This is a genomic window from Streptomyces sp. NPDC059909, assembly GCF_042730885.1.
Taxonomy (GTDB): domain Bacteria; phylum Actinomycetota; class Actinomycetes; order Streptomycetales; family Streptomycetaceae; genus Streptomyces.
On sequence record NZ_JBHWKX010000053.1, the window covers coordinates 1 to 24,345 of the forward strand.

18 protein-coding genes are annotated in these 24,345 nt (G+C 72.2%); 4 read left to right on the plus strand and 14 right to left on the minus strand.

Annotation, left to right across the window (positions count from 1 at the left end; genetic code table 11):
• Positions 1-222: 222 nt before the first annotated feature.
• The 3 genes from ACFV9O_RS28670 to ACFV9O_RS28680 form a co-directional block, all read right to left on the minus strand.
• Complete coding sequence (locus ACFV9O_RS28670; protein WP_385422768.1) at positions 223-2,196, minus strand: DUF5107 domain-containing protein; 1,974 nt, start codon at positions 2,194-2,196, stop codon at positions 223-225.
• Positions 2,197-2,316: 120 nt separating this feature from the next.
• Complete coding sequence (locus tag ACFV9O_RS28675; protein WP_385422770.1) at positions 2,317-3,213, minus strand: arginase family protein; 897 nt, start codon at positions 3,211-3,213, stop codon at positions 2,317-2,319.
• 33 nt (positions 3,214-3,246) lie between these two features.
• On the minus strand, positions 3,247-3,840 hold the full coding sequence (locus tag ACFV9O_RS28680; RefSeq protein ID WP_385422772.1) for a GNAT family N-acetyltransferase: 594 nt from the start codon (positions 3,838-3,840) through the stop codon (positions 3,247-3,249).
• Between the two features lie 244 nt (positions 3,841-4,084).
• Here ACFV9O_RS28680 and ACFV9O_RS28685 point away from each other — a divergent pair, with 244 nt between their 5' ends.
• Positions 4,085-4,849, plus strand: coding sequence for a GntR family transcriptional regulator (locus ACFV9O_RS28685; RefSeq protein WP_385422774.1), 765 nt, complete (start codon positions 4,085-4,087; stop codon positions 4,847-4,849).
• A gap of 262 nt (positions 4,850-5,111) precedes the next feature.
• Positions 5,112-6,254 (plus strand): adenosine deaminase, encoded by a 1,143-nt coding sequence (locus tag ACFV9O_RS28690; RefSeq protein WP_385422777.1) that lies wholly within the window; start codon positions 5,112-5,114, stop codon positions 6,252-6,254.
• Here the strand turns inward: ACFV9O_RS28690 and ACFV9O_RS28695 are convergent.
• The 5 genes from ACFV9O_RS28695 to ACFV9O_RS28715 all read right to left on the minus strand — a co-directional run bounded on the left by ACFV9O_RS28695 (position 6,229) and on the right by ACFV9O_RS28715 (position 13,340).
• The gene (locus tag ACFV9O_RS28695) at positions 6,229-8,037 is read right to left on the minus strand and encodes a CocE/NonD family hydrolase (protein WP_385422779.1); all 1,809 of its coding nucleotides are present in this window, start codon (positions 8,035-8,037) and stop codon (positions 6,229-6,231) included. The two genes, ACFV9O_RS28690 and ACFV9O_RS28695, sit on opposite strands and share 26 nt — an antisense overlap.
• 135 nt (positions 8,038-8,172) lie before the next feature.
• Positions 8,173-9,105 carry an LD-carboxypeptidase gene (locus ACFV9O_RS28700; protein WP_385422781.1) on the minus strand — a complete coding sequence of 311 codons (933 nt, stop codon included), beginning with the start codon at positions 9,103-9,105 and terminating at the stop codon, positions 8,173-8,175.
• Positions 9,106-9,136: 31 nt separating this feature from the next.
• Positions 9,137-11,155, minus strand: coding sequence for a prolyl oligopeptidase family serine peptidase (locus tag ACFV9O_RS28705; protein ID WP_385422783.1), 2,019 nt, complete (start codon positions 11,153-11,155; stop codon positions 9,137-9,139).
• Positions 11,156-11,167: 12 nt separating this feature from the next.
• On the minus strand, positions 11,168-12,505 hold the full coding sequence (locus ACFV9O_RS28710; RefSeq protein WP_385422785.1) for a M20/M25/M40 family metallo-hydrolase: 1,338 nt from the start codon (positions 12,503-12,505) through the stop codon (positions 11,168-11,170).
• A 1-nt stretch (position 12,506) separates the two neighbouring features.
• Complete coding sequence (locus tag ACFV9O_RS28715; protein ID WP_385422857.1) at positions 12,507-13,340, minus strand: M55 family metallopeptidase; 834 nt, start codon at positions 13,338-13,340, stop codon at positions 12,507-12,509.
• A 208-nt stretch (positions 13,341-13,548) separates the two neighbouring features.
• Between ACFV9O_RS28715 and ACFV9O_RS28720 the strand changes: the two genes are divergently transcribed.
• Positions 13,549-14,472: a hypothetical protein gene (locus ACFV9O_RS28720; RefSeq protein ID WP_385422787.1), complete on the plus strand. Its 924-nt coding sequence runs from the start codon at positions 13,549-13,551 to the stop codon at positions 14,470-14,472.
• Positions 14,473-14,598: 126 nt separating this feature from the next.
• On the opposite strand, the gene ACFV9O_RS28725 is transcribed toward ACFV9O_RS28720, so the two are convergent.
• From ACFV9O_RS28725 to ACFV9O_RS28745, 5 genes are all read right to left on the minus strand, one after another.
• Positions 14,599-15,324: a class I SAM-dependent methyltransferase gene (locus ACFV9O_RS28725; RefSeq protein WP_385422789.1), complete on the minus strand. Its 726-nt coding sequence runs from the start codon at positions 15,322-15,324 to the stop codon at positions 14,599-14,601.
• A gap of 103 nt (positions 15,325-15,427) precedes the next feature.
• Positions 15,428-17,905 (minus strand): SpoIIE family protein phosphatase, encoded by a 2,478-nt coding sequence (locus tag ACFV9O_RS28730; RefSeq protein WP_385422791.1) that lies wholly within the window; start codon positions 17,903-17,905, stop codon positions 15,428-15,430.
• A 148-nt stretch (positions 17,906-18,053) separates the two neighbouring features.
• Positions 18,054-20,501 carry an MFS transporter gene (locus ACFV9O_RS28735; RefSeq protein WP_385422793.1) on the minus strand — a complete coding sequence of 816 codons (2,448 nt, stop codon included), beginning with the start codon at positions 20,499-20,501 and terminating at the stop codon, positions 18,054-18,056.
• Positions 20,502-20,748: 247 nt separating this feature from the next.
• Positions 20,749-21,192, minus strand: coding sequence for an SRPBCC family protein (locus ACFV9O_RS28740; RefSeq protein WP_385422795.1), 444 nt, complete (start codon positions 21,190-21,192; stop codon positions 20,749-20,751).
• Positions 21,193-21,297: 105 nt separating this feature from the next.
• Positions 21,298-21,684 carry a VOC family protein gene (locus tag ACFV9O_RS28745; RefSeq protein WP_385422797.1) on the minus strand — a complete coding sequence of 129 codons (387 nt, stop codon included), beginning with the start codon at positions 21,682-21,684 and terminating at the stop codon, positions 21,298-21,300.
• A gap of 487 nt (positions 21,685-22,171) precedes the next feature.
• Here ACFV9O_RS28745 and ACFV9O_RS28750 point away from each other — a divergent pair, with 487 nt between their 5' ends.
• A complete protein-coding gene (locus tag ACFV9O_RS28750) occupies positions 22,172-22,336 on the plus strand; it encodes a hypothetical protein (protein WP_385422799.1) in 165 nt (54 codons plus the stop codon).
• A gap of 219 nt (positions 22,337-22,555) precedes the next feature.
• Here ACFV9O_RS28750 and ACFV9O_RS28755 read toward each other — a convergent pair whose 3' ends face one another.
• Positions 22,556-23,995 (minus strand): aldehyde dehydrogenase family protein, encoded by a 1,440-nt coding sequence (locus ACFV9O_RS28755; protein ID WP_385422801.1) that lies wholly within the window; start codon positions 23,993-23,995, stop codon positions 22,556-22,558.
• Positions 23,996-24,345: the final 350 nt, after the last annotated feature.

Consider the following 24,345-nt stretch of genomic DNA (forward strand, 5'->3'; position numbering starts at 1 on the left):
GATATGCAGGGAACTCCGCCGCTTCGCGGCTCCGCGCCAAGGACCCATTCCTCCCCGCCCTGAAGGACGGGGCCTCCTGGGAGAAATCAGGTGAACACGACCCACGGCGATCGGGGCTCCGTGAGGGTGGGGGCCTTCATGCCCTCGATGGTCGCACGGGCGCGGCGCCGACGTGTAGCGGCGCGGCACCCCGCCGCGACGTGCCGCCCGCGCCGGGGAGCCTCAGGTACGTACCGGGCGCATCCGGTGGTCGTACTGTGCCGGGAGCGGCTCGTCCGTGAGCGCCGACCACACCTCGCCGAGGATCTCCGTGCCCTCGTGCAGGTCCGCCACCTCGAAACCCTCGTCGAAGATCGCCCGGGCGGCGTCGCGGTCGCCCTCCGCGAGGAGGAGGCGGGCCTCCAGCAAGCGGAAGCGGCCGCGGTTGCGAATGCCGGGCCACAGGCGGGTCAGCACCCCGCGGGCGGCCGCGGGGCGGCGGGCGGCCAGGAGGGCCTCGATGGTCTCGCGGGCCAGCGCCTCCGTCGCCGCCGTCCAGGCCTCGCCGTCGTCGCGGCGCTCCGCGCACAGGTCGTCGAAGGCCTCCGCGTACCGCTCGGCGGCACGCTCGACATGGCCGCCCGTGCGGTCGGCGACGGCGAGGCAGCGCAGCAACGGCCAGCGCGACGGGGCGAGTTGGAGGCCGCGCTCCCAGCTCCGTACGGCCTGGGCGAAGTCGCCCGCGTGCCACTGGGCGACACCGAGGTGGTACTCGGTGAGAGGTTCGGCGGGGGCTGTCTCCAGCATGTCGCGCCAGTGCGGGGCGACCAGGGTGGGCCCCGGCGGGGTGACGCGGCGCGGTGCGGGCAGGACGCCGGTGCGCAGGAGCTCCAGCCAGGGCGCCTGCTCCTCACCGAGCGTGGCCTCGGGGAACGGCGTGCCCGGCAACTTGTACCCGGCGCGCAGTACTTCGAGGGCGCCCCATCCCGAACCGGTGGTCAGGATCTCGCCAGGCTCGGTGTCCGCGCACCGCTGCCACGCCTCGTACGCGGCGTCGACGTCCGCGCGGGGCAGGGCCGCCTCCAGCCGTGCGGCGGTCTCGGAGCGGGCCGCCGCCCAGTCGTCGCCGTGCACCGCCGCCGGGTCGGCGGACAGCGGTCCGTACGCCTCCAGCCAGCTGAACTCCTCCTCCGCGTCGAGCCGTACGTGCTCCAGCTGGGTGCGGGCGAGCCCGGCCTGGATCTCGGCGTATCCGGGCGTGCCGGGTTCGGTCAGCCACTCCTGCCAGCGCCGTCCACCGCGCCCCGCGCCCCAGAGGAAGAGTTTGCGGCCGCGCAGCAGGTCGGTGGAGGTCTGGACGAGACCGTGCCCGTCCTCGCCGAGGGAGGCGATCCATCTACGGGCCTCGCGCGGCACGTCGTAGAAGTAGTCGGCGGGGTACTCGCTGCGCAGCGGGTACGTGCGGTCGACGCCTTCGTGTCCGGGCACCGCGACCCGCCGCAGCGCGCGTTCGTAGCCGAAGTGCCAGGCCTCGTCGGCCGGGGCGACGACCCGGGTCCGTTCGCCCTCCGGCACGGCGATGTTGGACCACCAGTAGACGGGTGCGGGCCGCTCGTGCGGGTTGCGGATCCGGACCCCGACGTAGAGGAAGTCCGAGCCGTCCGGCAGCCAGAGGTCGACCTGGAACGGCAGATCGCGCAGCCGCTCCCACTCCCACAGCCGGACCATCTCGCCGCCGTCGGGGGCGGGGACCACGGCGGCGTGCAGCGGTGCGCAGGAGAGCGTGGTGTGGCCGGTGGCGCCGATGTTCCACTCGATGCCGCCGGAGAACCAGGCGCCGTTGAGGGCGAAGGCGGCGGGCTGGAACACCGGGTTGACGTAGACGAGTTCGCGACCGGTGGGCCTGTGGTGCAGGGAATGTACCCGCCCGCCGAGCCCCGGCAGGACGGTGACCCGCAGCCGGTCGTTCTCGATCACGATCGTGTCGAGGTCCGTCCCGGCGCGCTCGCGCCCGTAGCCGTCGCGCAGTCGTGTGGGCAGGACGGTGCGCAGCGGTTCGTAGCCGATCTGACGGGCCATGTCCCGCGGCAGGCCCTCCTTGGCCCGCTCGTCGAGCGCGTGGAGCTCGTCGAGGGGGCGGAGGGCCGGCAGCGGGTTCTCGGGCCCCAACGGGGCCCCAGGCAGGGTCAGTACGGCACGTCGCACGGTCGTGGCCACGGCAACCTCGATTCTCGATCGCACTTTCGCACGTTCGCACGTCGATCCCACTTCGATCGCATGGTGCGCGCGATGACCATGGAACACGGTGGACGCCGCCCCGACCAGGGGCTCAGCAGGTCACTCTTCGGCAAAGGCCGCGACCACGAGGTCCGCGAGAAGGGCGCCCGCGGTGCCGTCCGGGTCGAGGTCGGGATCGTAGATGGTGACGTTGAGGCCGACGCAGTGCCCGGACCGCACCAACGTCCGCAGCAGCGGCAGGAGTTCCTCCGGCAGCAGCCCGTCCGGGTCGGGACTGTCGACGGCGGGCATCACGGACGGATCGAGTACGTCGGCGTCGAGATGCACCCAGAAGCCGTCCAGGACGGGCGCTTCCAGGCTCTGTAGGACGGCGGCGGCGAGGTCGGCGGCGCCCCACTCCCTGAGCTCCCCGACCGTCACATGGGGGATCTTCAGCGCGGCGAGCTCCTCGCGGTCCGTGTCTGCGTCCCGCATGCCGAAGATCCGGACGTCCTCGTCGCGCAGGTACGGGCGCAGCCCTTCGAGGTCGGTGAGGTCGGCCTGGCCGCGGCCCGTCGCGAGGGCGAGCTCCTCACCGCCCGCGGCGCCGACCCGGTCGGAGTTCCCGGGGTGCCGGAAGTCGGCCGACGCGTCGACTGCGACGAGTCCGTAACGGCCCATGCGGCGCAGCGCGAGCGAGGCCCCGAGCTGGATCGAACAGTCGCCGCCGAGGACGAGCGGGAAGTCCCCTGCGCGTACGTGATGCTCGATGCGGTCGGCGAGCTTCGGCGTGTACGCGGCGATCGCGGCGGCGTTGAAGACCCCGTCGCCCTCCTTCCAGTCGCCCCGGTCGTAGCGCGGCGGAACGACGACTCCACCCTCGAAGGCCCCGAGGCGCTGGACGATGCGCTGTTCCCGCAGGGCTCCGGCGAGTTTGTGACAGCCGGGCACGGTGCCGGGGGCGGGCGGGCGCAGGCCGAGGTTGGAGGGAGCGTCGATGACCACGATGTTCGGCATGCGGTTCATCCTCGCCCACCGTGCACCGGATCCTCAATCGGTTCGGGGGTCCGTCCGGAGCGTCATCTCGCAGGTGATCGCCCACCGTTCGTGGTCGCGCCAGGCGCCGTCGATGAAGAGGAAGTCGGGGGAGAATCCCTCCAGCCGGAAGCCGAGACCGCGGACGAGGGCGATGGACGCGGCGTTGCCGGGCTGGATGTTGGCCTCGAGTCGGTGCAGGCCGAGCGGGCCGAAGGCGTACCGGACGACCAGGCCCAGGCCCTCGCTCATCAGGCCGCGGCCCGCGGCGTGCGCGAAGGCACCGTAGCCGAGGGCTCCGCTGAGGAAGCCGCCGTGGACGATGTTGTTGATGTTGATGAACCCGGCGATCCTGCCGTCGTCACGGTCGCAGACCAGGAAGCCGGCCTTGGTCGGATCGTCGATGAGCTTGTGCGCGTACGCGGAGTACGCGGCGGCCGTCTCGGGCGGGAAGAGCCAGGGCCGGTGCAGCTGCCGGCTCGCACGGGCGAGCGTGGTGAACTCGTCGGCGTCGCCGGGACGGAAGTGTCGTATGCCTACGCGGGGTCCCTCGGCGAGCAGACCAGGGGCTTGAGGGTGAGGGGTGGGGTCGGCGGGGTGAGCGGGCATGATGCCAGGCTAGCCGCCCTGCCCTGCCGGGCCACCGGCCCTGGCTCCGTTGCTGTCCCCTCCTGCTTGTCAGACAAGCTGGGACAAGTCGTTGCCCGACCTTCTGGTCGTGAACGCGTGAACGCGTGAACGCGTGAACTACCGTGAGCAAGGTGAGAGGGCCAGGGACAACGGCGTAGCCGCATGAGTGAAGCCCCATGAGTGAACAGGGCACGTGAGCAGACAAGTGAGCCGGGGAGAGGCCATGGCAGTCAGCGGACCGGCGAGCGGACCTCGGCGCAGGCCGGTCGTCGTCCTGTACGAGCGGATCGCGGACGCCATCCACGACGGCACCTATCCTCCGGGCTCCACCCTGCCGTCCGAGCCGCGCCTCGCGGCCGAGCTCGGGGTCAGCAGGCCCGCACTGCGCGAGGCCCTGCTGCTGCTCCAGGAGGACGGGCTGCTCACCGTGCGCCGGGGCGTCGGCAGGACCGTGAACGACCGGCCTCCCCGGCGCGGCTTCGAGCACATCCAGCCGCTGGAGGAGCTGCTGTCGGCGGGCGCAGGCACGCCGCTGCGGGTGCGGGCCCTGCGGCGGGCCGTCGAGGAGCCGACCGACTTCACCACCCAGCATCTGCTCGCGCCCGCCCGGGCGGAGCTGCGGTTCTGGGAGTCCCTGCTGTACGGGGACGCCGCGGCGGCGCTCAGCCAGGAGTGGGCGGCGGCCGACGACGTACTGGAACGGGCGCATCCGGCGTTCGCGCACGCACTGCGCGAGGCGGGTCGCGCCGACCGGACCTCGATGCTGGCGGTGCTGGCGGCGGCGTCTCGCGGGGTGGCGCTCACGGCGCATTCCGGGGTGACCGCGACGGTGCTCGGGCGACGGCGTGGGGCGCAGCTGGAGCGGCCCGCGGACACGCCCGCGGTACTGATCACGCAGGTCGTACGGGTCGGGGACGTGCCGGTCCTGGCGGCCAAGCACATGCTGCCGACGGGGGCGCCGGCGCTGCCGGTGCTCCAGTCCAACTGACGCCCCCCACGGGTACCCGGCTGCCGCGTACGGCGCGGCCTTCCCGGAGCGGGACTGCGCCCCGGGCCCCGGGTGTGCCCGGTACCGCCGCGTCGGCCCGGGTGCCGTCCCCGAACGCCGGACGGGCTCGATGCGCACCCCGCACCGGCAGGTGGCCCGCAATGTCCGTCCTCGAACGCCGGACGGGCCGGGTCGGCCCCGCGCAGGCGGCCGTGCTCCCCGTCACGGCGGTGGCGCCACCCGTGCCGTACACTCCCGCTGCATGCACTTGTCTGACAACTCCGCGACCGACCTCGGCTCCGCCCCTGCCTCCTCTCCCGCCCCCGTCGCGGACTGGATCCGCCGCGCCCCCAAGGCCGTCCTGCACGACCACCTGGACGGTGGTCTGCGTCCCGGCACGATCATCGAGCTGGCACGGGAGTGCGGCTACGACGGCCTGCCCACCGAGGACCCGGACGCGCTCGCCGTCTGGTTCCGCGACGCCGCGGATTCCGGATCGCTGGAGCGGTACCTGGAGACCTTCGCCCACACCTGCGCGGTGATGCAGACCCGCGAGGCGCTCTTCCGCGTCGCCGCCGAGTGCGCCGAGGACCTGGCGGCGGACGGGGTGGTGTACGCCGAGGTGCGCTACGCCCCCGAGCAGCACCAGGAGCAGGGGCTCACGCTCGACGAGGTCGTGGACGCCGTCAACGAGGGCTTCCGCGAGGGCGAGCGCCGCGCGGGCGGGCGGATCACGGTGCGCGCACTGCTCACGGGCATGCGGCACACGCAGCGCTCCCTGGAGATAGCCGAGCTCACGGTCGCGCACCGGGACCGCGGGGTGGCGGGCTTCGACATCGCGGGCGGCGAGATCGGCAACCCGCCCGCCAACCACCTCCCCGCCTTCCAGCACCTGAAGCGGCACAACTGCCACTTCACGATCCACGCGGGCGAGGCGGTCGGCGCCGAGTCCATCCACGAGGCGGTCCAGGTCTGCGGCGCCGAGCGGATCGGGCACGGGGTGCGCATCACCGACGACATCCAGGTCCACGACGACGGCACGGCGACGCTCGGCCGCCTCGCCGCGTACGTCCGCGACAACCGCATCGCGCTGGAGGTCTGCCCGACGTCCAACCTCCAGACCGGCGCCGCGAAGGACTACGCGACGCACCCGATCGACCTGCTGCGGCGCCTCGGCTTCCGGGTCACCCTCAACACCGACAACCGGCTGGTCTCGGGCACCACCATGAGCCGCGAGTTCCAGCACATGGTGGACGCCTTCGGTTACGGCCCCGAGGTCTTCGAACGGTTCACGGCCGCCGCCGTGGAGTCGGCCTTCCTGCCGCTCCCGGAGCGCCGCCGCATCGTCGACGAGGCCGTCCGGCCCGGTTACGCCGCGCTCAGCGCCGGCTGCCCGAGCCTCTGACGACGGGGAGTTCGAGTACGCCGGTGTCCTCGGGGGCGCTGGTGACCGTCACCGGCTTGACACCGCGATTGCCGTAGTACGCGGTGTCGCTGCCGGCGATCACGAACTCCAGCCGGTGGCCGGTCTCGTAGCGGTGCACGATGCCGGGAAGCCTCACCGTGAACGGCCTGGTCGCATCGGGCACCCGCACCGGCGCGACCAGCCGCTGCACGAGCGTCCTCGTTCCGTCGGGCGCGACGTCGTACACCTTGGCGAAGAGCACCAGCTTGTCGGCGGCGTCCCCGGAGTTCTGCGTCTGCTCGGTCCTCGGCGAGACGACCTTGAGGGTGGCCTTCGGGGAGCCGACGACCTCGACCGGCGCCGTCAGCGGCTCGCTCAGCCAGCCCAGGTACGTGCCCTTGACGTCGTACGGCTTCGGGTCGGGCAGGCCGGCGATTCCGGCGAGCGAGGACTCGGAATGGCTCGTCGGCAGCAGCCGGTTGCGGTACTCGCGCGCGCCGCGGGCGACCTTGGCGCGGTTGTCGACGAGCTTGCCGTCCCCGGAGAGGTAGAGCTTCTGGGACAGGGACGGCACGGCGGCCGCGGTCCCGTAGCCACTGCGCCAGTCGCGGTAGTACGCGAACGCCGGACCGGTGTCGGCGGTCCTGTCGCGGTGGAGGTGGCGGTCGAACCAGGCGAGGATGCGCCGGCCGACGTAACTGGTCTCCAGATTGCCCTCGCCGAGGTTGAGCTCCCCCGCTGCCGGGTCGGTGATGCCTCCGCTGTGGCCCCAGGACTGCCAGATCATCTTGGTCTCGGTGCCCTGGGCCTTGAGCTGCTCGTAACTGGCCTGCGCCTCGTTGAGGTTGAAGAGGCTGTCGGCCTGTCCCTGGATCAGCAGGGTGGGCGCCTTCACCCGGTGCAGGTACGAGGCCGGGGACACGCTGCGCGCGAACGTCTGCATGGCCTCGGTCCGCGCGGCCGGGTAGCGGCCCGAGTCGAGGAGCCGCACCGTCTCGCAGGCCTCCGCGACGAAGTGGAGGCAGCCGACGGTGCCGATGCGCGAAGGATCGAGGCCGGGAGCGAGCAGGGGCTGGCCCTCGCCCATGAGGTAGAAGCCGTTCGTCCACTGCCATTTGAAGACTCCCGGCGTATGCGTGCCGGGAATGCTGTTGGGGTCCAGGGAGTACGCGAGATCGTTCCAGGTGATCAGGGGGACGAGCGCGTCCACGCGCCGGTCGACCGCGGCCGTCGCCAGCTGGATCGCCCCGCCGTAGGAGCCCCCGATCATGCCGACGCGCGGGTCGCCCTGGCTGTCCAACGCGGCGAAGTCGGCGGTGCTGCCGTCGTCGGCGGCACGCGTGCCGGCGAGGAAGTCGATGAGGCGGGATGCGGCGCGTCCGTCGACGGCCGGGGCGTCGAGCGAGATCGGACAGCCGGACCTGCCGAAGCCGAGGCCCGAGTAGGCGAGGACGACGTAGCCGCGGGCGGCGAAGGCCCTGGCGGTGGCGTCGGTCGAGCCGTCCGCCTTGCTGCCGCCGAAGCCGTTGGTGGTGAGGACGGCCGGTGCCCGGTGGGCGCTGTCGACGCCGTCCGGGCGGTAGAGGTCGGCGTCGACCGTGCAGCTGCGGCCACCCGTGTCGACCGTGAACTTCAGTGGTGTGACGGTGAAGTGGCCGGTCGTGGGCGGTGTGGCGGCTTCGGCGGGGGCGGCAACGGCGAGCGGTGCGGCGAGGGCCGCGCCGAGAGCGAGGGCGAGCGACGTGGTGGTTCCGGGCACGGCACGGGACACGAGCACCTCCACATTGAGGGGTACTTACCGACCGGTAAGTAGTGGACCGCCCTCATGCTGTGACACGTGTCAGGCCCGCGTCAACGACCATGCCGGGGGGTTATTGACGCAGATTCAGTGAAGGAGTCGCCGCATCCGCAGGGACGTTCAGCGCAGCGCGGGCTCGTCGAGTGTCAGCGTTCCCGCGTCCGCGTCCAGCACCACGGGAACTCCCAGCGGCATCGTCAGTGTCGTCGGGCCGTGCCCGAAGCCCAGCTCCTCGACGACAGGCACACCGAGCCCGCCGAGCCGGTCCAGGAGCACCGCCCGGATCTCCTCGTACGGACCGCACTCCGCCCAGGAGCCGAGGGCCACGCCGGCGACCCCGTCGAGCCATCCGGAGCGCAGCAGCTGGGTGAGGATCCGGTCCAGGCGGTACGGCTCCTCGCCGACGTCCTCGATGAGCAGCAGCCCGCCCCGGGCGGAGGGCCGGGCGTGCGGGGTGCCCAGGTCGGCGGCGAGGATGCTGACACAGCCGCCCAGGGTGATGCCGCGGGCGCGGCCGGGCACGAGGGGCCCGGCCGTCTCCAGTCCGAGGGTGCGGACGGACTCGGGTTCGAAGAGCGTGGCGCGCAGCGACTCCTGGGTGCGCGGATCCTTGAGGAAGGTCACCGCGGCGGGCATCGGGCCGTGCAGCGTCGACAGTCCGGTCCGTACGGCGAAGGCCTCGTGGAGCGCGGTCACATCGCTGTAGCCGACGAAGACCTTCGGCCCCGCCGCGCGTATCGCCGCCCAGTCGACGAGGTCGACCATGCGCTGGGCGCCGTAGCCCCCGCGGGCGCACAGCACGGCGGAGACCGAGGGGTCGCACCACGCCTCCTGGAGATCCCGGGCGCGGTCCGCGTCCTCTCCGGCGAGATGGCCGAGCCGCGGGTGCTCGTCGAGGACGTGGGGCATCACGACCGGCTCCAGCTCCCAGCCGCGCAGGATGTCCAGACCCGCCTCGAGCCGCTCCGCCGGGACGGGTCCGCTGGGGGCGACGACGGCGACCCTGGCGCCCGGGCGCAGTCGGGCGGGGCGGGTCAGGGGCGTGAGGGTCACGGTCTCGGGCTCCCGGTTCACTTCGTGCGGGTCACTTCTTGAGTTCCAGTACGGGGACGTCGGTACGGGTGATGCCGAAGGTCTGCACGTACAGGGACAGTTCGGCCTCCAGGGCGCGGACCAGGGTGGCCGCGCGGCGGAAGCCGTGGCTCTCCCCCTCGAAGCCGATGTAGGCGTGGGGGATACCGCGGCCCGCCGTCCGGTCCAGGAAGCGCTCGCTCTGCGCGGGCGGGCAGATCGGGTCGTCCAGGCCCTGGAGCAGCAGGAACGGGGCGGTGACCCGGTCCACGTGCTCGATCGGCGAGCGCTCCCGGTAGCGGGCGGGGACCTCGGCGAGCGGCCCGATCAGCGACTCCAGGTACTGGGACTCGAAGTCGTGGGTCTCGTCGGTGGCCCAGCCCATGAGATCGAGGATGGGGTAGATGATCGTGCCGCAGGCGTAGACGTCGGTGCTGGTGAGGGACGCGGCGGCGGTCCATCCGCCGGCGCTGCCGCCCCGGATCGCGAGGCGCTGCGGATCGGCGGTGCCTTCGGCGGCCAGGGCCTGGGCGACGGCCGCGCAGTCCTCGACGTCGACGACGCCCCACTGCTCGCGCAGCCGGTTGCGGTACTCCCGGCCGTAGCCGGTCGAGCCGCCGTAGTTGACCTCGGCGACGCCGATGCCGCGCGAGGTGAAGTAGGCGATCTCCAGGTCGAGGACGAGCGGGGCGTGTCCGGTGGGGCCGCCGTGGGCCCACACCACGTAGGGCGGCAGTTCGTCGCCGGGCGCGATGCGGTCCGGGTTGTGGGGCGGGTAGACGTGTGCGTGGATCTCGCGGTTGTCGGGCCCGGTGAAGGTGCGGATCTGCGGCTCGGGGTAGTAGGCGGGGTCGACCGGGTCGTCGTGGGCCGAGCCGATGACGCGGGTCCTGCCCGTGCGGGTGTCGAGCTCCACGATCTCGTAACCGCTGCGCGGGCTCGCCGCGACTCCGACGACCCGGGTGCCGTGCGCCGCGAGTGTCGACGCCCACTCGGTCCAGGGGCCTGCGGCGTCGACGAGCTCGCCGGACTCCGGGTCGAGTATGCCGAGCGCGGTGGCGCCCTTGCCGTGGATGACGGCGATCAGCCCGTTCTCCAGTGGCTGGAACCATGTGAGGCCGATCTTCCACAGCGGCCCGCCGAACTCCTCGCCGCGTCCCGTGCAGAGGCCCGTGGCGTGCGCATCACCGTCTTCCGGGTCGCCGGGGTGTTCGAGGCCCTCGGGCCGGATGCGCTGCAGCTCCCACCAGTTGCTGCGGTCGGAGACGTACAGCAGCGAGCCGTCCGCGGCCCAGTCGACCTGGGGTACCGACTCGTCGGTGCCCCCGGCGACCTCCCGCACGGCACGGAAGGGTCCGTCCTCGGCCACCTCGCCGAGCATCACGGTCGTGCCGTCCCACGGCATACGCGGATGGTCCCAGGTGAGCCATGCGGCGTGCCGGCCGTCGGGGGACAGCCGGGGCCCCGTGACGAAGCGGTGCCGGCCGTCGGTGAGCTCCCGTACGGCGCCGCGGTCCTCGGCCGCCGAACCGTCCAGCGGCACCGCCGCGATCACCCGACGCACATCGGTGGCGGCCGGGCCGATGAACTCCTCCAGCACGCACCAGACTTCACCCCGGTCCGGGTGGATGACCGGATCGACCCAGCGCAGCCCGCCGCCGACGCGGGACACCGGGGTGAGCGGACGGGGTTCACCGCCGCCGTCCGGCTCGTACGCGTACAGCCGCTGGTCGGGGTGGTGCACGAAGACGACGAGCGGGCCGGCACCGGCCCGCGTCACCCCGGCCCAGGGGCGGCCGCCGTACTCGACGACCCGGCTGCGTACGTTCCACGGGGCGGGCAGCACCGATTCCTCGGCGCCGCCGGCCCGCCGCCGCATCAGGGCGCGCCTGCCGCCCTCGGCGGGGCGGGGGGCGGTCCACCACACCTCGTCGCCGATCGTGCCCACGTACTCCGGACGTCCGTCGTGCGAGGCGGCGAGCGCGGCATCGATCGGCGACGGCCAGGTCCCGTAGGCCCCCGTGGGTACCATTGCCCATTCCCCCTATGCGGACGTCAGATAGTGGTCGAGTACCCGGACGCCGAAGTGCAGCGCCTCGACGGGGACGCGTTCGTCGACGCCGTGGAACATGGCGCCGTAGTCGAAGCCCTCGGGCAGCTTGAGCGGTGAGAAGCCGTAGCCGGTGATGCCGAGCCGGGAGAACTGCTTGGCGTCGGTGCCGCCGGACATGCAGAACGGGACGACATGGCCGTTGGGGTCGAACCGCTCGACGGCCGCGCGGAGTTTGGCGAACGTCGGGGAGTCGACGGGCGCCTCCAGGGCGATCTCGCGGTGGTGGAAGTCCCAGTCGACGTCCGGTCCGGTGAGCCGGTCGAGGGTGTCGCGGAACTCGTCCTCGCCGCCGGGCAGCATCCGCCCGTCGACGAAAGCGGTGGCGTGCCCGGGGATGACGTTCACCTTGTAACCGGCGTCCAGCATGGTCGGGTTGGTGCTGTTGCGCACGACGGGCTCGACCAGCAGGGCCGCCCGGCCGAGCTTCTCCATCAGCGCGTCCACGTCGAACCCGGGCGCGTCGGGATCGGCGGCGATGCCGTGCAGCGCGGCCAGCTCGACGAGGGAGGCGCGCACGGTCGGGGTGAGCCGCACCGGCCACTCGTGTGCGCCGATCCTGGCGACGGCCTCGGCCAGCCGGGTCACGGCGTTGGCCCGGTTGACCTTGGAGCCGTGGCCCGCCCTGCCGTGGGCGGTGAGCTCGAGCCAGGCGGTCCCGCGCTCCCCCGCCCCGATGGGATACAGCGCCATGCCGGGCCCGGCATGGAAAGTGAAGGCCCCGGACTCGCTGATGCCTTCGGTGCAGCCCTCGAACAGCTCCGGGTGCCGGCTTGCGAGGAAGTCGGCGCCGTCGATCGCGCTGGCCTCCTCGTCCGCCGTGTACGCGATGACGATGTCCCGGCGGGGTCTGATCCCGGCGCGGCGCCAGGCCCGTACGACCGCGAGGACCATCGCGTCCATGTTCTTCATGTCGACCGCCCCGCGGCCCCAGACGACACCGTCGCGGATCTCGCCCGAGAAGGGGTGGACGGTCCAGTCGGCGGGCTCGGCGGGGACCACGTCGAGATGGCCGTGGACGAGGAGGGCGTCCGCGGAGGGATCGGTGCCCTCGATCCTGGCCACCACGTTCGTACGGCCCGGGGTGCGCTCCAGGAGGAGCGGCTCCAGGCCGGCTCCGGCGAGCCGCTCGGCGACGTACTCGGCGGCAGGCCGCTCGCGGCAGTCACCGCCGCCGCGGTTGGTGGTGTCGATCCGGATCAGCTCGGAGGTGATGGTCACGACTTCGTCGAGGGCGGTGTCGTCGATGCCCGGATGTTCGGTACGTGTCACGTCAGCCATACTGCTCCTCCACCGCGGCAGAGACGATCGTCGTGACCGCCTTGAAGGTGCGAATTGCCTCATACATCGTCGCGCTCGTGTAGGCGACGCGCCGCTCACCGCTCCGGGCGGCGCCCGGCACGACCGTCGCCGCCGCGGCGAGGTGTTCGGCGTCGAACTCCAACTCCACGGTGAACGGTCCGCCTCGCACCGGCTCGTGGCGGACGGCGAGCTCCGTGGCCTCCTTGGCGGCGGCGCGGATCTCGACGGCGGTACGGGCCGGGGTGCGGCACACCGCCGCGTAGCGCGAGACATGGTCCTTGACCGCGACCTTGCGGGCCCCGGGCGCGTAGCCGAGGGCGTCCTCGCAGGTCAGATCGTCTCCGGTGACCAGGATGACCGGGACCCCGTACTCCGCGACCACATGGGCGTTGAGCAGGCCCTCGCTCGCCCGCTCGCCGTTGAGCCAGACGCCGGTGATGGAGTTCGCGAGGTACGTGTGCGCGAGCACGCCCTCGGCACCCGCGCCCGTGTGATAGCCGACGAAGGCGATGCCGTCCACGTCTCCGTGCTGCACGCCCTCCACCATGGACAGCGACTTGTGCCGTCCCGTGAGCATCTGGGCGCGGTCGTCCAGCTGTTCCAGCAGGAGATTGCGCATGGTCCAGTGCGCTTCGTTGATGAGCACCTCATCGGCGCCGCCGTCGAAGAAGCCGAGCACGGCCGCGTTCACATCGGAGGTGAACATGGACCGGCAGCGCTCCCACTGGGGGGTGCCGGGCAGCACGTCGGCGGGCCAGGTGACGCCCGTGGCGCCCTCCATGTCAGCGCTGATGAGGATCTTCATCATGCACCATTCCTACCGCAGGTTCCCGGCCGTACGCACGGGGCGTGACATCGGTCGGCGGTCGGCGGTCGCCGATCGCCCGTCCCCGGTCGGATGCGAGCTGTGGCTCCGAGGAACCGGGCCCGGGGTCGGTGCGTCACAGTGGCGGTACGCCGCCACCCCTCACCTCGCAGCCTCCGCTCATCACCGCCAGTCCCAGGGGGGACCCATGCGCACGCACACCGCACGCACCGTCCAACTGCTCGTCGTACTCGCCGTGCTCGCCGTCGGGACCGGTGCCGTCACCGGCTGCGGCAGCGAGAGGGCCGGCGGCCGCGGCACGCAGGTCCGCGGCACCGACCGAGCACCGGAGTCGCAGGCCCGCGCCCGCGAGGTCGCTGACGCGTGGGACGGCTCCAAGGCGGCCGAGGTGTGGGCCAAGGGCTACTACCTGATGGGGGAGGCGGTCCAGCTGCCCGAGAACGCCTTCCGCGACGGAGCCGACAAGCGCGCCTATGAGGCCCAGAACCTCGTCCTGCGCGGCGAGCTGCCCGCCACCCCGCAGAAGGACGGGCAGGTGAAGTGGGAGAGCGGAGGCTCGCTCACGCTGCCGCTGATGGGGGCACGGGAGGCGTTCGAGTCCGTGGCCCGCGGCGGCAACGACGGACCGCACCTGACCGTGACCGGGGCAAAGCTGGGCAGGATGACCCTGGCCACCAACCGAGGTCCGGCGACCGTCCCGGCCTGGCTGTTCACCCTGGAGGGCTACGACACCCCGCTCAAGCGGGTTGCCCTCGGCCCCGCGCAGGTCCCCCAGCCGCCGATCGAGCCGGCCGCGGAGGTGCCCACCGACGAGCTGGCGCCGCTCGGCCGGCTGGTCGGGGCAGCCGGGGACGGCCGGTCCTTCACGGTGGTGGCCACCCACGGAGCCTGCGACGAAGGCCCCGCCGTGGACGTGCTGGAGACGGGCGGCAGCGTGGTGCTGTCCGCATCTGTCGTCGGGACGAAAGCCGGTCCCTGTACCAGCGAGCTGCGCGAAAAGGAGGTGGCGGTGAAACTGGACCGGCCGCTCGGCGACCGTGTCCTCCTGGACGCCTTCACGGGCCGACCGGTGCCGCATGATGAGAACGGGCCGTCGACGCAGCTGAGCTGAACCACCGTCAAAGCAGCGCTTCCCTGGGAGGTCGAGGAAGAGCAGTCACGGCAGCTGTGGTTCGGCCGGACGTCAGGACGGCAACGGTGCACGCGCACGGTCGTCCGCGTGCACCGCGCCTCACTGTCACACGCTCCGGCCCACGACCAGCCAGGTGGAGGGCAGTTCGAGGCGTGAGCCGTCCGCGGTGCACTCGGTGGTGGCGAGCGGCAGTTCGCCGGTGGCCAGCACGTCGAGTCCGGCGGCACGGAAGTACGCGGGCATCTGGGCGTCGGCGACCGCGCCCGGCGCGATGCCGTGGCGGAAGACCGGCTGGAGCTTCGCCGGGGGGCCGGACGGGCCCTGGGCGAGGCCCATGAGGACGCGCCCGGCCGCCTCCGCGAGCTCGACCACGAAGGCCCGCCCGCCGTCTCCCACGAGCGTGGCGATGGACCGGGCGAGCACTTCACGGTCCTGGGGCTCGCATTGGTGCAGCACGCCCCGCATGTAGACGTTGGCGTCGCCGAGCTCCATGTGCAGCTGTTCCACCGCGGCCGCGTCCACCGCGTCGATCGCGCGGTAGCGCCCCTCGCCGTCTTTGTCCTGCTGCCGGGCGTGGTCGACCGCCGCCTGCGCGAGGTCCAGGCCGAGCACCTGGGGGAAGCGCTCCGCGAGGTAGCGCGTCTGGGTGCCGTTGCCGCAGCCGAGGTCCAGCAGTGGCAGCCCGGGCGCTGCCAGGTGCGGCTCGAGGAGGGTGAGGTGGACGGCCGCGGTGACGGACGGCTCGGCGTCCCAGAAGACCCCGCCCGGCTCGTCGGGCGCCTCCCGCCAGAAGCCCTCCCAGGCGTTCCTGTACCGACTCGTCACGCTCATGACCTGCTCCCCAGGGCGAAAAGGCGCGGCACCGGCATCTGATGCCGCATCATGATCGGTCTATCGCCCCGAGGTTACGTCGGCAAGAACCCGGCGCGTTCCTTCACCTGGCGTTCGACCTCGTGCGTGGCAACGGCAGTTCGCACCACACCGACTTGCCGCCGCCCGACCGGCTCGTGCCCCACTCCCGCGCCAGACTGCTGACGACGCGCAGCCCGCGCCCCGACTCGTCGCCGGGACCGGCGCTGAGCAGCGTGGGCAGCACGTGGCCGGCGTCCGCGACCTCGCAGAGCAGCGCCTCGGTCCGTACGAGCCGCAGCTCGATCGGGCCGCCGCCGGTGTCGCCCGCGGCATGCCGCACCGCATTGGTGACGAGCTCGCTCACGAGCAGTTCCATGGTGTCGGCGGGCTCGTCCAGCGCCCAGGCCGCCAGCTGTTCGCGTACGAGCCGACGGGCGCGGCGCACCTCACTCGGCTCCGGCGCGAGCTGCCACCGGGCGACGTCCTCGGCCGCTATGCCGTTCAGCCGGGCCATGAGCAGGGCGACGTCGTCCTTGCGGCCGCCGCGCGTGTTGAGGGACCGGATGATGGTGTCGCAGGCGTCGTCCATCGAGGCCGCCGGGTGCGCGGCCGATTCGCAGAGGGTCGCGAGCCCGACGCCGATGTCCTCGCCGCGCACCTCGACGAGTCCGTCGGTGCACATGACGAGCCGGTCACCGGGCTCGACGGCGACCCGCACGGTCTCGAAGGGGACTCCGCCGACCCCGATCGGCGCCCCGGTCGGCAGATCGATCAGCTCGCTGCGCCCGTCCGCCGCGCGCACCACGACCGGCGGGACATGGCCGGCGTTCGCCAGCTGCAGCTCGCCGGCGATCGGGTCGTACACGGCGTACAGACAGGTCGCCAGGTAGTGCTCCCCGAGCCGCTGGGCCAGGTCGTCGAGGTTGCGCAGGAGCTGGTCCGGCGGCAGGTCGAGCGCGGCCATGGTCTGGACGGCCGTGCGCAACTGGCCCATCATCGCGGCCGAGTTGAGACCGTGGCCCATCACGTCCCCGACGACGAGGGCGGTGCGCGAGCCGGGCAGTTTGATGGAGTCGAACCAGTCACCGCCGACCCGGCCGAGAAGGGTGCCGGGCAGATAGCGGGTCGCCGTGTCGCAGCCCGCCATGCGCGGGGTGATCTGCGGCAGCATCGAGTCCTGCAGGGTCTCGGCGACGTTCTCCTGGTACGTGTACATCCGCGCGTTGTCGAGGACGAGTCCCGCGCGGGCCGCGAGTTCCGCGCCCGTCACCCGGTCCATGTCGTTGAACAGGGCGCGCTCCGGGTGGCGCAGCAGGATCATGAAGCCCAGCACGACGTTGCGCGCCTTGAGGGGGACGACCAGCATCGACCGCCCGTTGATGAGCGGCCGGATGTCCCGCTTCTCGAACTGGGAGGCGATGGCCGTGCCCATCTGCTCGCTGATGCGCGGCACCAGGACCGGCTCACCGGTGGTCATGCACTGGAAGAACGGCGTGTGCTCGGGGAACGGCATGGATTCGCCGACCGGTACGACGTCGTCCCAGCGGCCGGGCTCGTCGACGTGCTCGACGGCGACGCGGTGCCACAGGGTGGTCGCGTCCGGCGGCCCGTCGGGGAAACCCTCGCCCGCGATGACCTGCTCGCGCAGATAGGTGCCCGCGACGTCCGTGAACCGTGGGACGACGGCCGCGCTGACCTCCTGGATCGTACGGGAGAGGTCGAGCGAGGAACCGATGCGGCCGCTCACCTCGTTGAGGAACTCGAGGCGCTCGCGCACGGCGGCGTATTCGAGGTCCTCCTCGAGATCGGCCGCGTCGAACTCCATGGCACGGCCCGCGGCCGCCGCCTCCCGCGCGGCCTGCCGGCGCTCCCTGCGCTCGGCGCGCTTCGGCACGCCCCAGTCGGGGGTGACCGGCACCCGGTCGTGGTGGCTGAATTCGAGGACGGGATAGCCCAGTTCGAGGACCTGGCCCACGATCCGGGTGGACTCCTGGACGCTCATGCTCGGCAGGATCTCAGGGAACCGGCGCGCGAGTTCGTCGGAGCCGGGGAACTCGGTGTGCAGCGCGAAGCCGGGCGCGATGCGTTCGACGCTCGCGTCGGGGGCCGGCGTGCCCTCGCCGGGGTCGAACTGCGCGGCGTCCGCGGCGAGCACCAGCAGCCGCTCGCGTCCGGGCCCGACCAGCGGGTACGCCCACCAGACCACGTCGACCCGGTCCGTACCGCCGCCGGTGAGGCGAGCGCGCCCGGCCGCGGGGAAGGACGTCAGGCCGTTGATCGAGGCGTCGAGCCCGGGGCCGAGGCCGCCGTAGTTCTCGTACGACTCGTAGGGGCCGTCCTCCGACTCGCAGGGACCGTCCTCCGCGAGCGCGCCGGTGACCGGGAGCAGTTCGCCGGCGGGGCGGCCGACGGCGTCCTCCTTCGGCTGTCCGAACAGCCGCCGTGCGCCGGTCGACCAGTGGGACACCAGTCCGTCGCCGTCGACGACGACCACGGCGAGCGGAATCCGGCCGGCCGCGACGTACTGCCGTGGCACCTGCGGCGGAACGCCACTGTCCATGGGTGGGAGGCTCCTTCCCCTGCCGCCCGGGCTGTGCGGCTGCCCACCCCACGGTAGGCCTCCGCGCCCGCGATGCGCCGGGCATCGGCGGAATCGGTCGTGCGCCCGCGCACGGAAAACCGGAGCGGGCGGTTTCGCTGACAGAAGGTCAGTCCTGGTGACCCAGCTGGAGATCGCGTTCCGTACGCCCCCCGCCCGCGACCTGCAGCACGGTGGCGACCGGCGGGTAACCTGCCGCGATGACCGTGTACTCGCCCGAGGACAGGTCGACGAAGCGGAAGGTGCCGTCGGGTCCCGTGGTGAGGGTGTCGACGACGTTGCCGGCCGCGTCGAGCAGGGTCACGCGCGCGTCCTCGACGGGCCGTCCGCCCCCGGCCCGCACGGTGCCGCGCAGCACGGCGCCGCCCGCGAGTTCGATGTCCTGCCGGGTCTCGCGCGACGCCTGGACGCTCACCGGGAGCGCGGCGGGGCGGAAGGCGGGGGCGCTCGCGGCGAGCGTGTACTCCCCCGCCACCAGCTCGGAGATCACATAGCCGCCCTCGCGTCCGCTGCGCGTACTGGCGACGACCTCGCCGCGTACGCCGGTGAGGGTCACGGCGGCGTCGCGCACCGGGCTGCCGTCGGCGGTCACGACACTGCCGGCGAGCCGTCCGGCGCCGCCGAGGACGACATCGAGATCGACGGGCCGTTCGCCCACGGTGACCGACACGGCCTGCGGCTGGTGGCCGCCGGCCGCGGCGATGAGGACGTACGAGCCGGAGCCGGGGACGCTGAGCGCGTACCGCCCGTCCTCGCCGCTCGCGCCGCGCCCGACCTGCTGCCCTTGCACATCGATGAGAGTGAGGGCGGCGCGCGGAACGATGGTGCCGTCGTGGTGCTGGACGGTGCCGCAGACGGGCACTCCGGCGATGTAGGCCGGAGCGGGGGCGGGGCCCCGGTGCTCGGTCCTGGCGTGCGGTACGGACGTGGGCTCGGCGGTGGGGGCGTTGTGGGACACCAGCGGTTTCTCCTTGAGGAAGAAGGCGAGGACGAGGCCGAGGACGAGCACCGGCACGAGGTGGAGGAAGATCCGCGGCATCGCGTCCGCGTACGCCTGGATGTAGCCGTCGCGCAGTGCGGGCGGCATGGCATGGACGAGCTGGGGGGTGATGGATTCGGGGGCGGGCAGTCCGGCGCCGGCCGGGAGCCGGTCGGCGAGTGCGTGGGTGAGGCGGTCGGCGAAGAGGGTGCCGAAGACGGCGGCGCCGACGCTGCCGCCGATCTGCCGGAAGTAGTTGTTGGCGCTGGTGGCGGTGCCGAGGTCGGCGGGCGGCACCGCGTTCTGCACGGCCAGGATGAGGACGGGCATCACGAGGCCGATGCCGACGCCGAGGATCGCCTGCCAGACGGAGTACTCGAGCCGCGTGGTGTCGGCCTCCAGCCGCGACAGCAGCCACATGCCGACGGCCGAGACGGCGGTGCCGAGCACCGGGTACACCTTGTAGGTGCCGGTGCGGCTGATGAGCTGCCCGGAGACGATCGAGGCGGCCACGATGCCGCCCATCATGGGGAGCATGAGCAGCCCCGACTCGGTGGCGCTGGCGCCGTCGACCATCTGCAGGAAGGTGGGCAGATAGCTGGCGGCGCCGAAGAGGGCGACGCCGACGACGGCCCCGACCAGGCTCGTGACGTTGAAGACCGAGTCGCGGAACAGCCGCAGGGGGATGACCGGTTCGGGCGCGTAGTGCTCGACGACCAGGAAGAGCAGGGTGGTTCCGGCGGCGCCCGCGGCGAGTCCGAGGATGACGCGCGAGTCCCACGCGTACTCCGTGCCGCCCCAACTGGTCAGCAGGACCAGACAGGTCGAGGCGGCGGTGAGGAAGAACGCGCCGAGGACGTCGAAGCGCGCCCGCCCGGCCGGCCTCGGCAGTTTGAGGACGGCGGTGACGACGGCGAGCGTGATGAGGCCGAACGGCACGTTGAAGTAGAAGCACCAGCGCCACGAGACCTGGTCGGTGAAGAAGCCGCCCAGCAGCGGGCCCGCGACCGACGCCAGTCCGAACGCGGCGCCGATCAGACCCATGAAGCGGCCGCGCTCCCTGGCTGGGACGATGTCGGCAATGATCGCCTGTACGCCGATCATGAGGCCGCCCGCGCCGATGCCCTGGATGGCGCGGAAGGCGATGAGCTCGTCCATCGTGCGCGACCAGCCGGCGAGTGCGGAGCCGATGACGAAGACGACGATGGCGAACTGGAAGACGCCCTTGCGGCCGTAGAGATCGCCGAGCTTTCCGTAGATCGGCAGGCCGATGGTGGCGGTGAGGAGATAGGCGGTGATCGCCCAGGGCATCCGGTCCAGGCCCTGGAGTTCGCCGACGATCTTCGGCAGGGCGGTGGCGACGATCATCTGCTCCAGCGCGGCGAGCAGCAGCGCGAGCATGAGGCCGAAGAAGACCAGGCGTACGCGGCGGGGGCTGAGGGCGGCCGGCCCGTCGGCCGGGACGCCGGCCGGCGGCGGGGGGCTGCCGACAGCGTCCGCGCCGACGGGTGCGGGGTCCCGGGGTCCGGCCGCCGCCCCGTCGGCCTGACCGTCCTTCACCAGCGTGATCCCGCCCACGTACTGCTCCCCTCGTCGCGGCTGCGCGGCGTCATTCTTCGCATTACACGCGAAGTCGGAGCAAGCCGGACGTTACTGGGAACAGCGGGGCGGGGCGTGGGCGGACCGGGTGTGCGAGGGGCGCATCACGGGCGCTCATCAGGAGCTTTCCCGCGGCGTCCTGTGCGCCGGGCGCGTGGCGGAGCCGCGGGGAAAACCACTCGAAACGGTGACCGTTGCAGCGACCCCCGAGGAAGTGCGGCGAGGACTACTTCTCCACCTCGGCGGCGAGCTTGGCGAGCAGCTCGTCGTAGATCCGCGCGAGGCCCTTGGGGGCGAAGGTCCGCTCGAAGAAGCCGCCGATGCCGCCGGCGCCGTTCCAGACGGTGGTGACCACGACCTTGGAGCGGCCCTCGCCCGCCGGCGTGACCGTCCACGTGGTGACCATGGAGGAGTTGCGGTCCTTCTCGACGAGCTGTCCGTCGGTCGGTTCGGTCACCTCGAGCAGGCAGTCGCGGATGCGCTTGCTGGCGGCCTGGAGCTTCCAGTGGACGAGGGTGCCCTCACCGTCGCCGCCCTCGCGCACCTGGTACTCGCTGAAGTGTCCGGGCAGGAGCTTCGCGCGGGTGTCCTTGTAGTCGGCCAGGGTGTCGAACACGGTCTCCGCGTCCGCCGCGATGATCCGCTCCGTCGTGGCCTCGACCTGCGCCATGCCTCATCCTCCAGCACTCGGTTCTTGGGGTGATCCCCCAGCCAACCACCTTCCGCGCGGCCGCCCAAATCAGGGTTGAGGTGCCATGAGTCGAGAAGTCTCCGATCAGGGGCAGCGTCCCGCCAGTACGCAGAACTCGTTCCCCTCCGGGTCGGTGAGCACGACCCAGCTCTCGTCGCCCTGGCCGACGTCGGCGTGCCGAGCACCCAGGTCGAGCAGGCGACGGACCTCTTCGTCCTGCTCCCTGTCGGTCGGGTTGACGTCGAGGTGGAGCCTGTTCTTGACGGTCTTGCCCTCGGGCACGCGCGCGAATGTCAACGCCGGCGGCACCGGGCCGGGGCGGTTCTTGCCCTCGGGCACCGCAGGGGAGCCGATGGTGACAAGGCCGTCGTCCTCGTCCTGCACCTCGTAGCCGAGTACCGCGCACCAGAACCGGGCGAGACCGCGGGGATCGGCACAGTCGATCGCAAGCTCGGTGAACTTACTGGTCATGTCAGGGCCTCCCGGTCGAGTAGCGGGTCCACCAAAGGCCACACACTCATCGCAGTGTTCGACGGCGAGGCGTTGCCGTCACCGATGGTGGCGCGGTGGAGATGTTCGCACTTCTGCGTGCCGAGTAGCCGCTCGATTTCGCCGCGGTCACCTGCTCACCGAGCCCACCACCTTCCGCGCGACCCTCATATTCTGTGGTCAGTGCTACCGAGGAGGCGCCCATGCGCTGGGACAATCTCGCCGAGAACACCGGGACCGCCCAGACCAGCCGACCGGGCCGGGACGCCACGGACCCCGGAAGCGCCGCCACAGCCGGGGAACGCCGCGCTCTTCGGCACGGACGCCGTGACTACCCGCACCTTCGACACGAGCCGTCGAGCATGCCGAACTGGCGGATGTGTCCGCCAGTCGGGCTCCGTCGCCGCGGCGTTCGCGAGTTCGGCCTCGGTTGCCCCGGGGCAGGGAGAGCTTCCGGCAGGCGGCCGCGGTGAGTGGCAGCGATTTCCTGAACGCGCCGGGACAAGCCCTGCCACAAGTGGAAACGGTCGCTGACCTGGACGGCCTCTGGGGCGCCATCGGCGATGCCCTGCCGACAGGTGAGCGAGCCGTCGCGGCAGGCGATCTCGACACCGGGATGTCCGCGCAGCCATAGGACTGGCTCGACCAGCTCACCGCCAGTGGACTGGCGCCGCACGCCGGTACTGCCACAGCCCTGCGCGAAGACCAGCACGCGGTTGCCCAGGGATCACCGGGCTCGACGGCCCGCGCGGTGAGCAAGATGGCGTCTGAACGGTCCGCGCGGCCGGTCGGCCACGCGGACCGAGCGCGCGGCGAGGGGGTCGTCGGTCAGGGAGTCTGCTCCCGCGCTGGATCAGGAGCGCGGGGTCGGGTGGACGAAGTGCTTGGTCTCCTGGAACTCCTCAAGGCCGCGCAGGCCGTTCAGGCGGCCTGTGCCGGACTGCTTGAAGCCGCCCTCCTCGAACTGGTCGTGGACCACGCCCCAGGTGTTGGTCCACACGGTGCCGGCCTTGATGTCGCGACCTACCCGCAGCGGGCGGTCCACGTCCCGTGTCCAGATCGACGCGGCGAGGCCGTAGTCGGTGGCGTTGGCGCGTTCGACGGCCTGCTCCTCGGTGTCGAAGACCTCGAAGGTGGCGACGGGTCCGAACGCCTCCTGCTGCACGATCGGCGCGCTCAGGTCGGTGACCTCGACCAGGGAGGGTCGCAGGAAGGCGCCGCTGCGTTCGCCGCGGACGATGATGTCGGCGTAGTCGGCGGCGTCCGCGACCATGCGCTCGACGCGCCCCGCGTTGCGCTCATCGATCATCGCACCCATCTCGCTGGAAGGGTCGTCTCCCGGTCCGACCTTGACCGCCTCCAGGGCGGGCACGAGCCGTCGGCGGAGCTCATCCGCGACGCCGCGCTGCGCCAGGATGCGGCTGCCCGCCATGCAGAACTGGCCGGTGAAGGTGGTGATGGCCTTGACGAGGACGGGAACGGCGATGTCCAGGTCCGCGTCGTCGAAGACGAGCATCGGGTTCTTCCCCCCGAGCTCCAGGGAGAGTGGCTTGAGAGTGGCCGCGGCCGACTCCATGATCTTCCGGCCGACCATCGTGGAGCCCGTGTAGCTGAGCACGTCGACGTCCGGGGAGGAGACAAGCAGCGGGGCGCCGTCGTTGCCGGACTCGGTGAAGACGTTCATCACCCCGGCCGGAAGGCTGGTGGTCTGCTCGACGAGTTCGGCGATCAGGCCGTTGATCAGGCCGGTCTGGCCTGGGAGCTTCATGGCGACAGTGCAGCCTGCGGCGAGCGCCGGGGCGAAAGAGCGCACGGCCAGGACGACAGGGGAGTTCCAGGGCGCGATGACACCGGCGACTCCAGCCGCCTCGTGCAGGGTCATCGAGTACATGCCGGGCCGCACCTCGGCCGCGCGGCCGTGGTCGGCCAGCGCGAGGGCGGCGTAGTAGCGCAGCTTCGGGACCGTGAGGTCGATCTCGAAGGCCGCCTCACCAAGGATCTTGCCGTTCTCACGGGCGAGCAGGGTGATGAACTCATCTCGGCGAGCTTCGAGACGGTCGGCCATCTCGAACAGGGCCTTGGCCCGTGCGTTGCGGTCCCGGGACCAGTCGGTGGTGTCGAAGGCGCGCCGGGCGGCGGCGATGGCGGCCTTCGCCTCGTCGGCGCCGCCGTCGGCGAACGTCCCGAGGACCTGTCCGGTGGCGGGGTTCAGGGATTCGGTGCGCTGGGCGGAGTCGACCCAGTGTCCGTCGATGTAGTGGCGGGCGTGCGGGAGGCGGGCGGAACTGTTCATCAGGGGGCTTCCTTGTTCTCGAACGATGTGCGTGAGGCGTTGAGTCAGAGGAGTTGCGGGTCTTGGTCGGTCGGCACGGGCATTGCGACTGCAGGGTGATCGGCGGCGCCTCTCGTATGGGCCGGCACGGTGACTGAGCGTGCTGTTCCCCGTCGGACGGCCGAGCCATGGCGCGAAGCCGGCTGCTGACGGCCGGGCTGGTGACCGTGGCGGACATCGCCGTCGGCGGCCGGTGGTTCTCCCCAAACCACCCCCTCTCCAACCACCCCCCCCCCAACCGCCCCCCCCCCCCCACCCCCCCCCCCAACCCCCCCCCCCCCCCCCCCCCACAAACCACCTACCCAGCGCCT

Excerpts from the sequence above, each read along its gene's own strand:
- ACFV9O_RS28675 (WP_385422770.1), bottom strand. The coding sequence starts at position 3,213 with ATGCCGAACATCGTGGTCATCGACGCTCCCTCCAACCTCGGCCTGCGC.
- ACFV9O_RS28680 (WP_385422772.1), bottom strand. The coding sequence starts at position 3,840 with ATGCCCGCTCACCCCGCCGACCCCACCCCTCACCCTCAAGCCCCTGGT.
- ACFV9O_RS28685 (WP_385422774.1), top strand. The coding sequence starts at position 4,085 with ATGGCAGTCAGCGGACCGGCGAGCGGACCTCGGCGCAGGCCGGTCGTC.
- ACFV9O_RS28690 (WP_385422777.1), top strand. The coding sequence starts at position 5,112 with ATGCACTTGTCTGACAACTCCGCGACCGACCTCGGCTCCGCCCCTGCC.
- ACFV9O_RS28705 (WP_385422783.1), bottom strand. The coding sequence starts at position 11,155 with ATGGTACCCACGGGGGCCTACGGGACCTGGCCGTCGCCGATCGATGCC.
- ACFV9O_RS28715 (WP_385422857.1), bottom strand. The coding sequence starts at position 13,340 with ATGAAGATCCTCATCAGCGCTGACATGGAGGGCGCCACGGGCGTCACC.
- ACFV9O_RS28720 (WP_385422787.1), top strand. The coding sequence starts at position 13,549 with ATGCGCACGCACACCGCACGCACCGTCCAACTGCTCGTCGTACTCGCC.
- ACFV9O_RS28725 (WP_385422789.1), bottom strand. The coding sequence starts at position 15,324 with ATGAGCGTGACGAGTCGGTACAGGAACGCCTGGGAGGGCTTCTGGCGG.
- ACFV9O_RS28730 (WP_385422791.1), bottom strand. The coding sequence starts at position 17,905 with ATGGACAGTGGCGTTCCGCCGCAGGTGCCACGGCAGTACGTCGCGGCC.
- ACFV9O_RS28740 (WP_385422795.1), bottom strand. The coding sequence starts at position 21,192 with ATGGCGCAGGTCGAGGCCACGACGGAGCGGATCATCGCGGCGGACGCG.
- ACFV9O_RS28745 (WP_385422797.1), bottom strand. The coding sequence starts at position 21,684 with ATGACCAGTAAGTTCACCGAGCTTGCGATCGACTGTGCCGATCCCCGC.
- ACFV9O_RS28755 (WP_385422801.1), bottom strand. The coding sequence starts at position 23,995 with ATGAACAGTTCCGCCCGCCTCCCGCACGCCCGCCACTACATCGACGGA.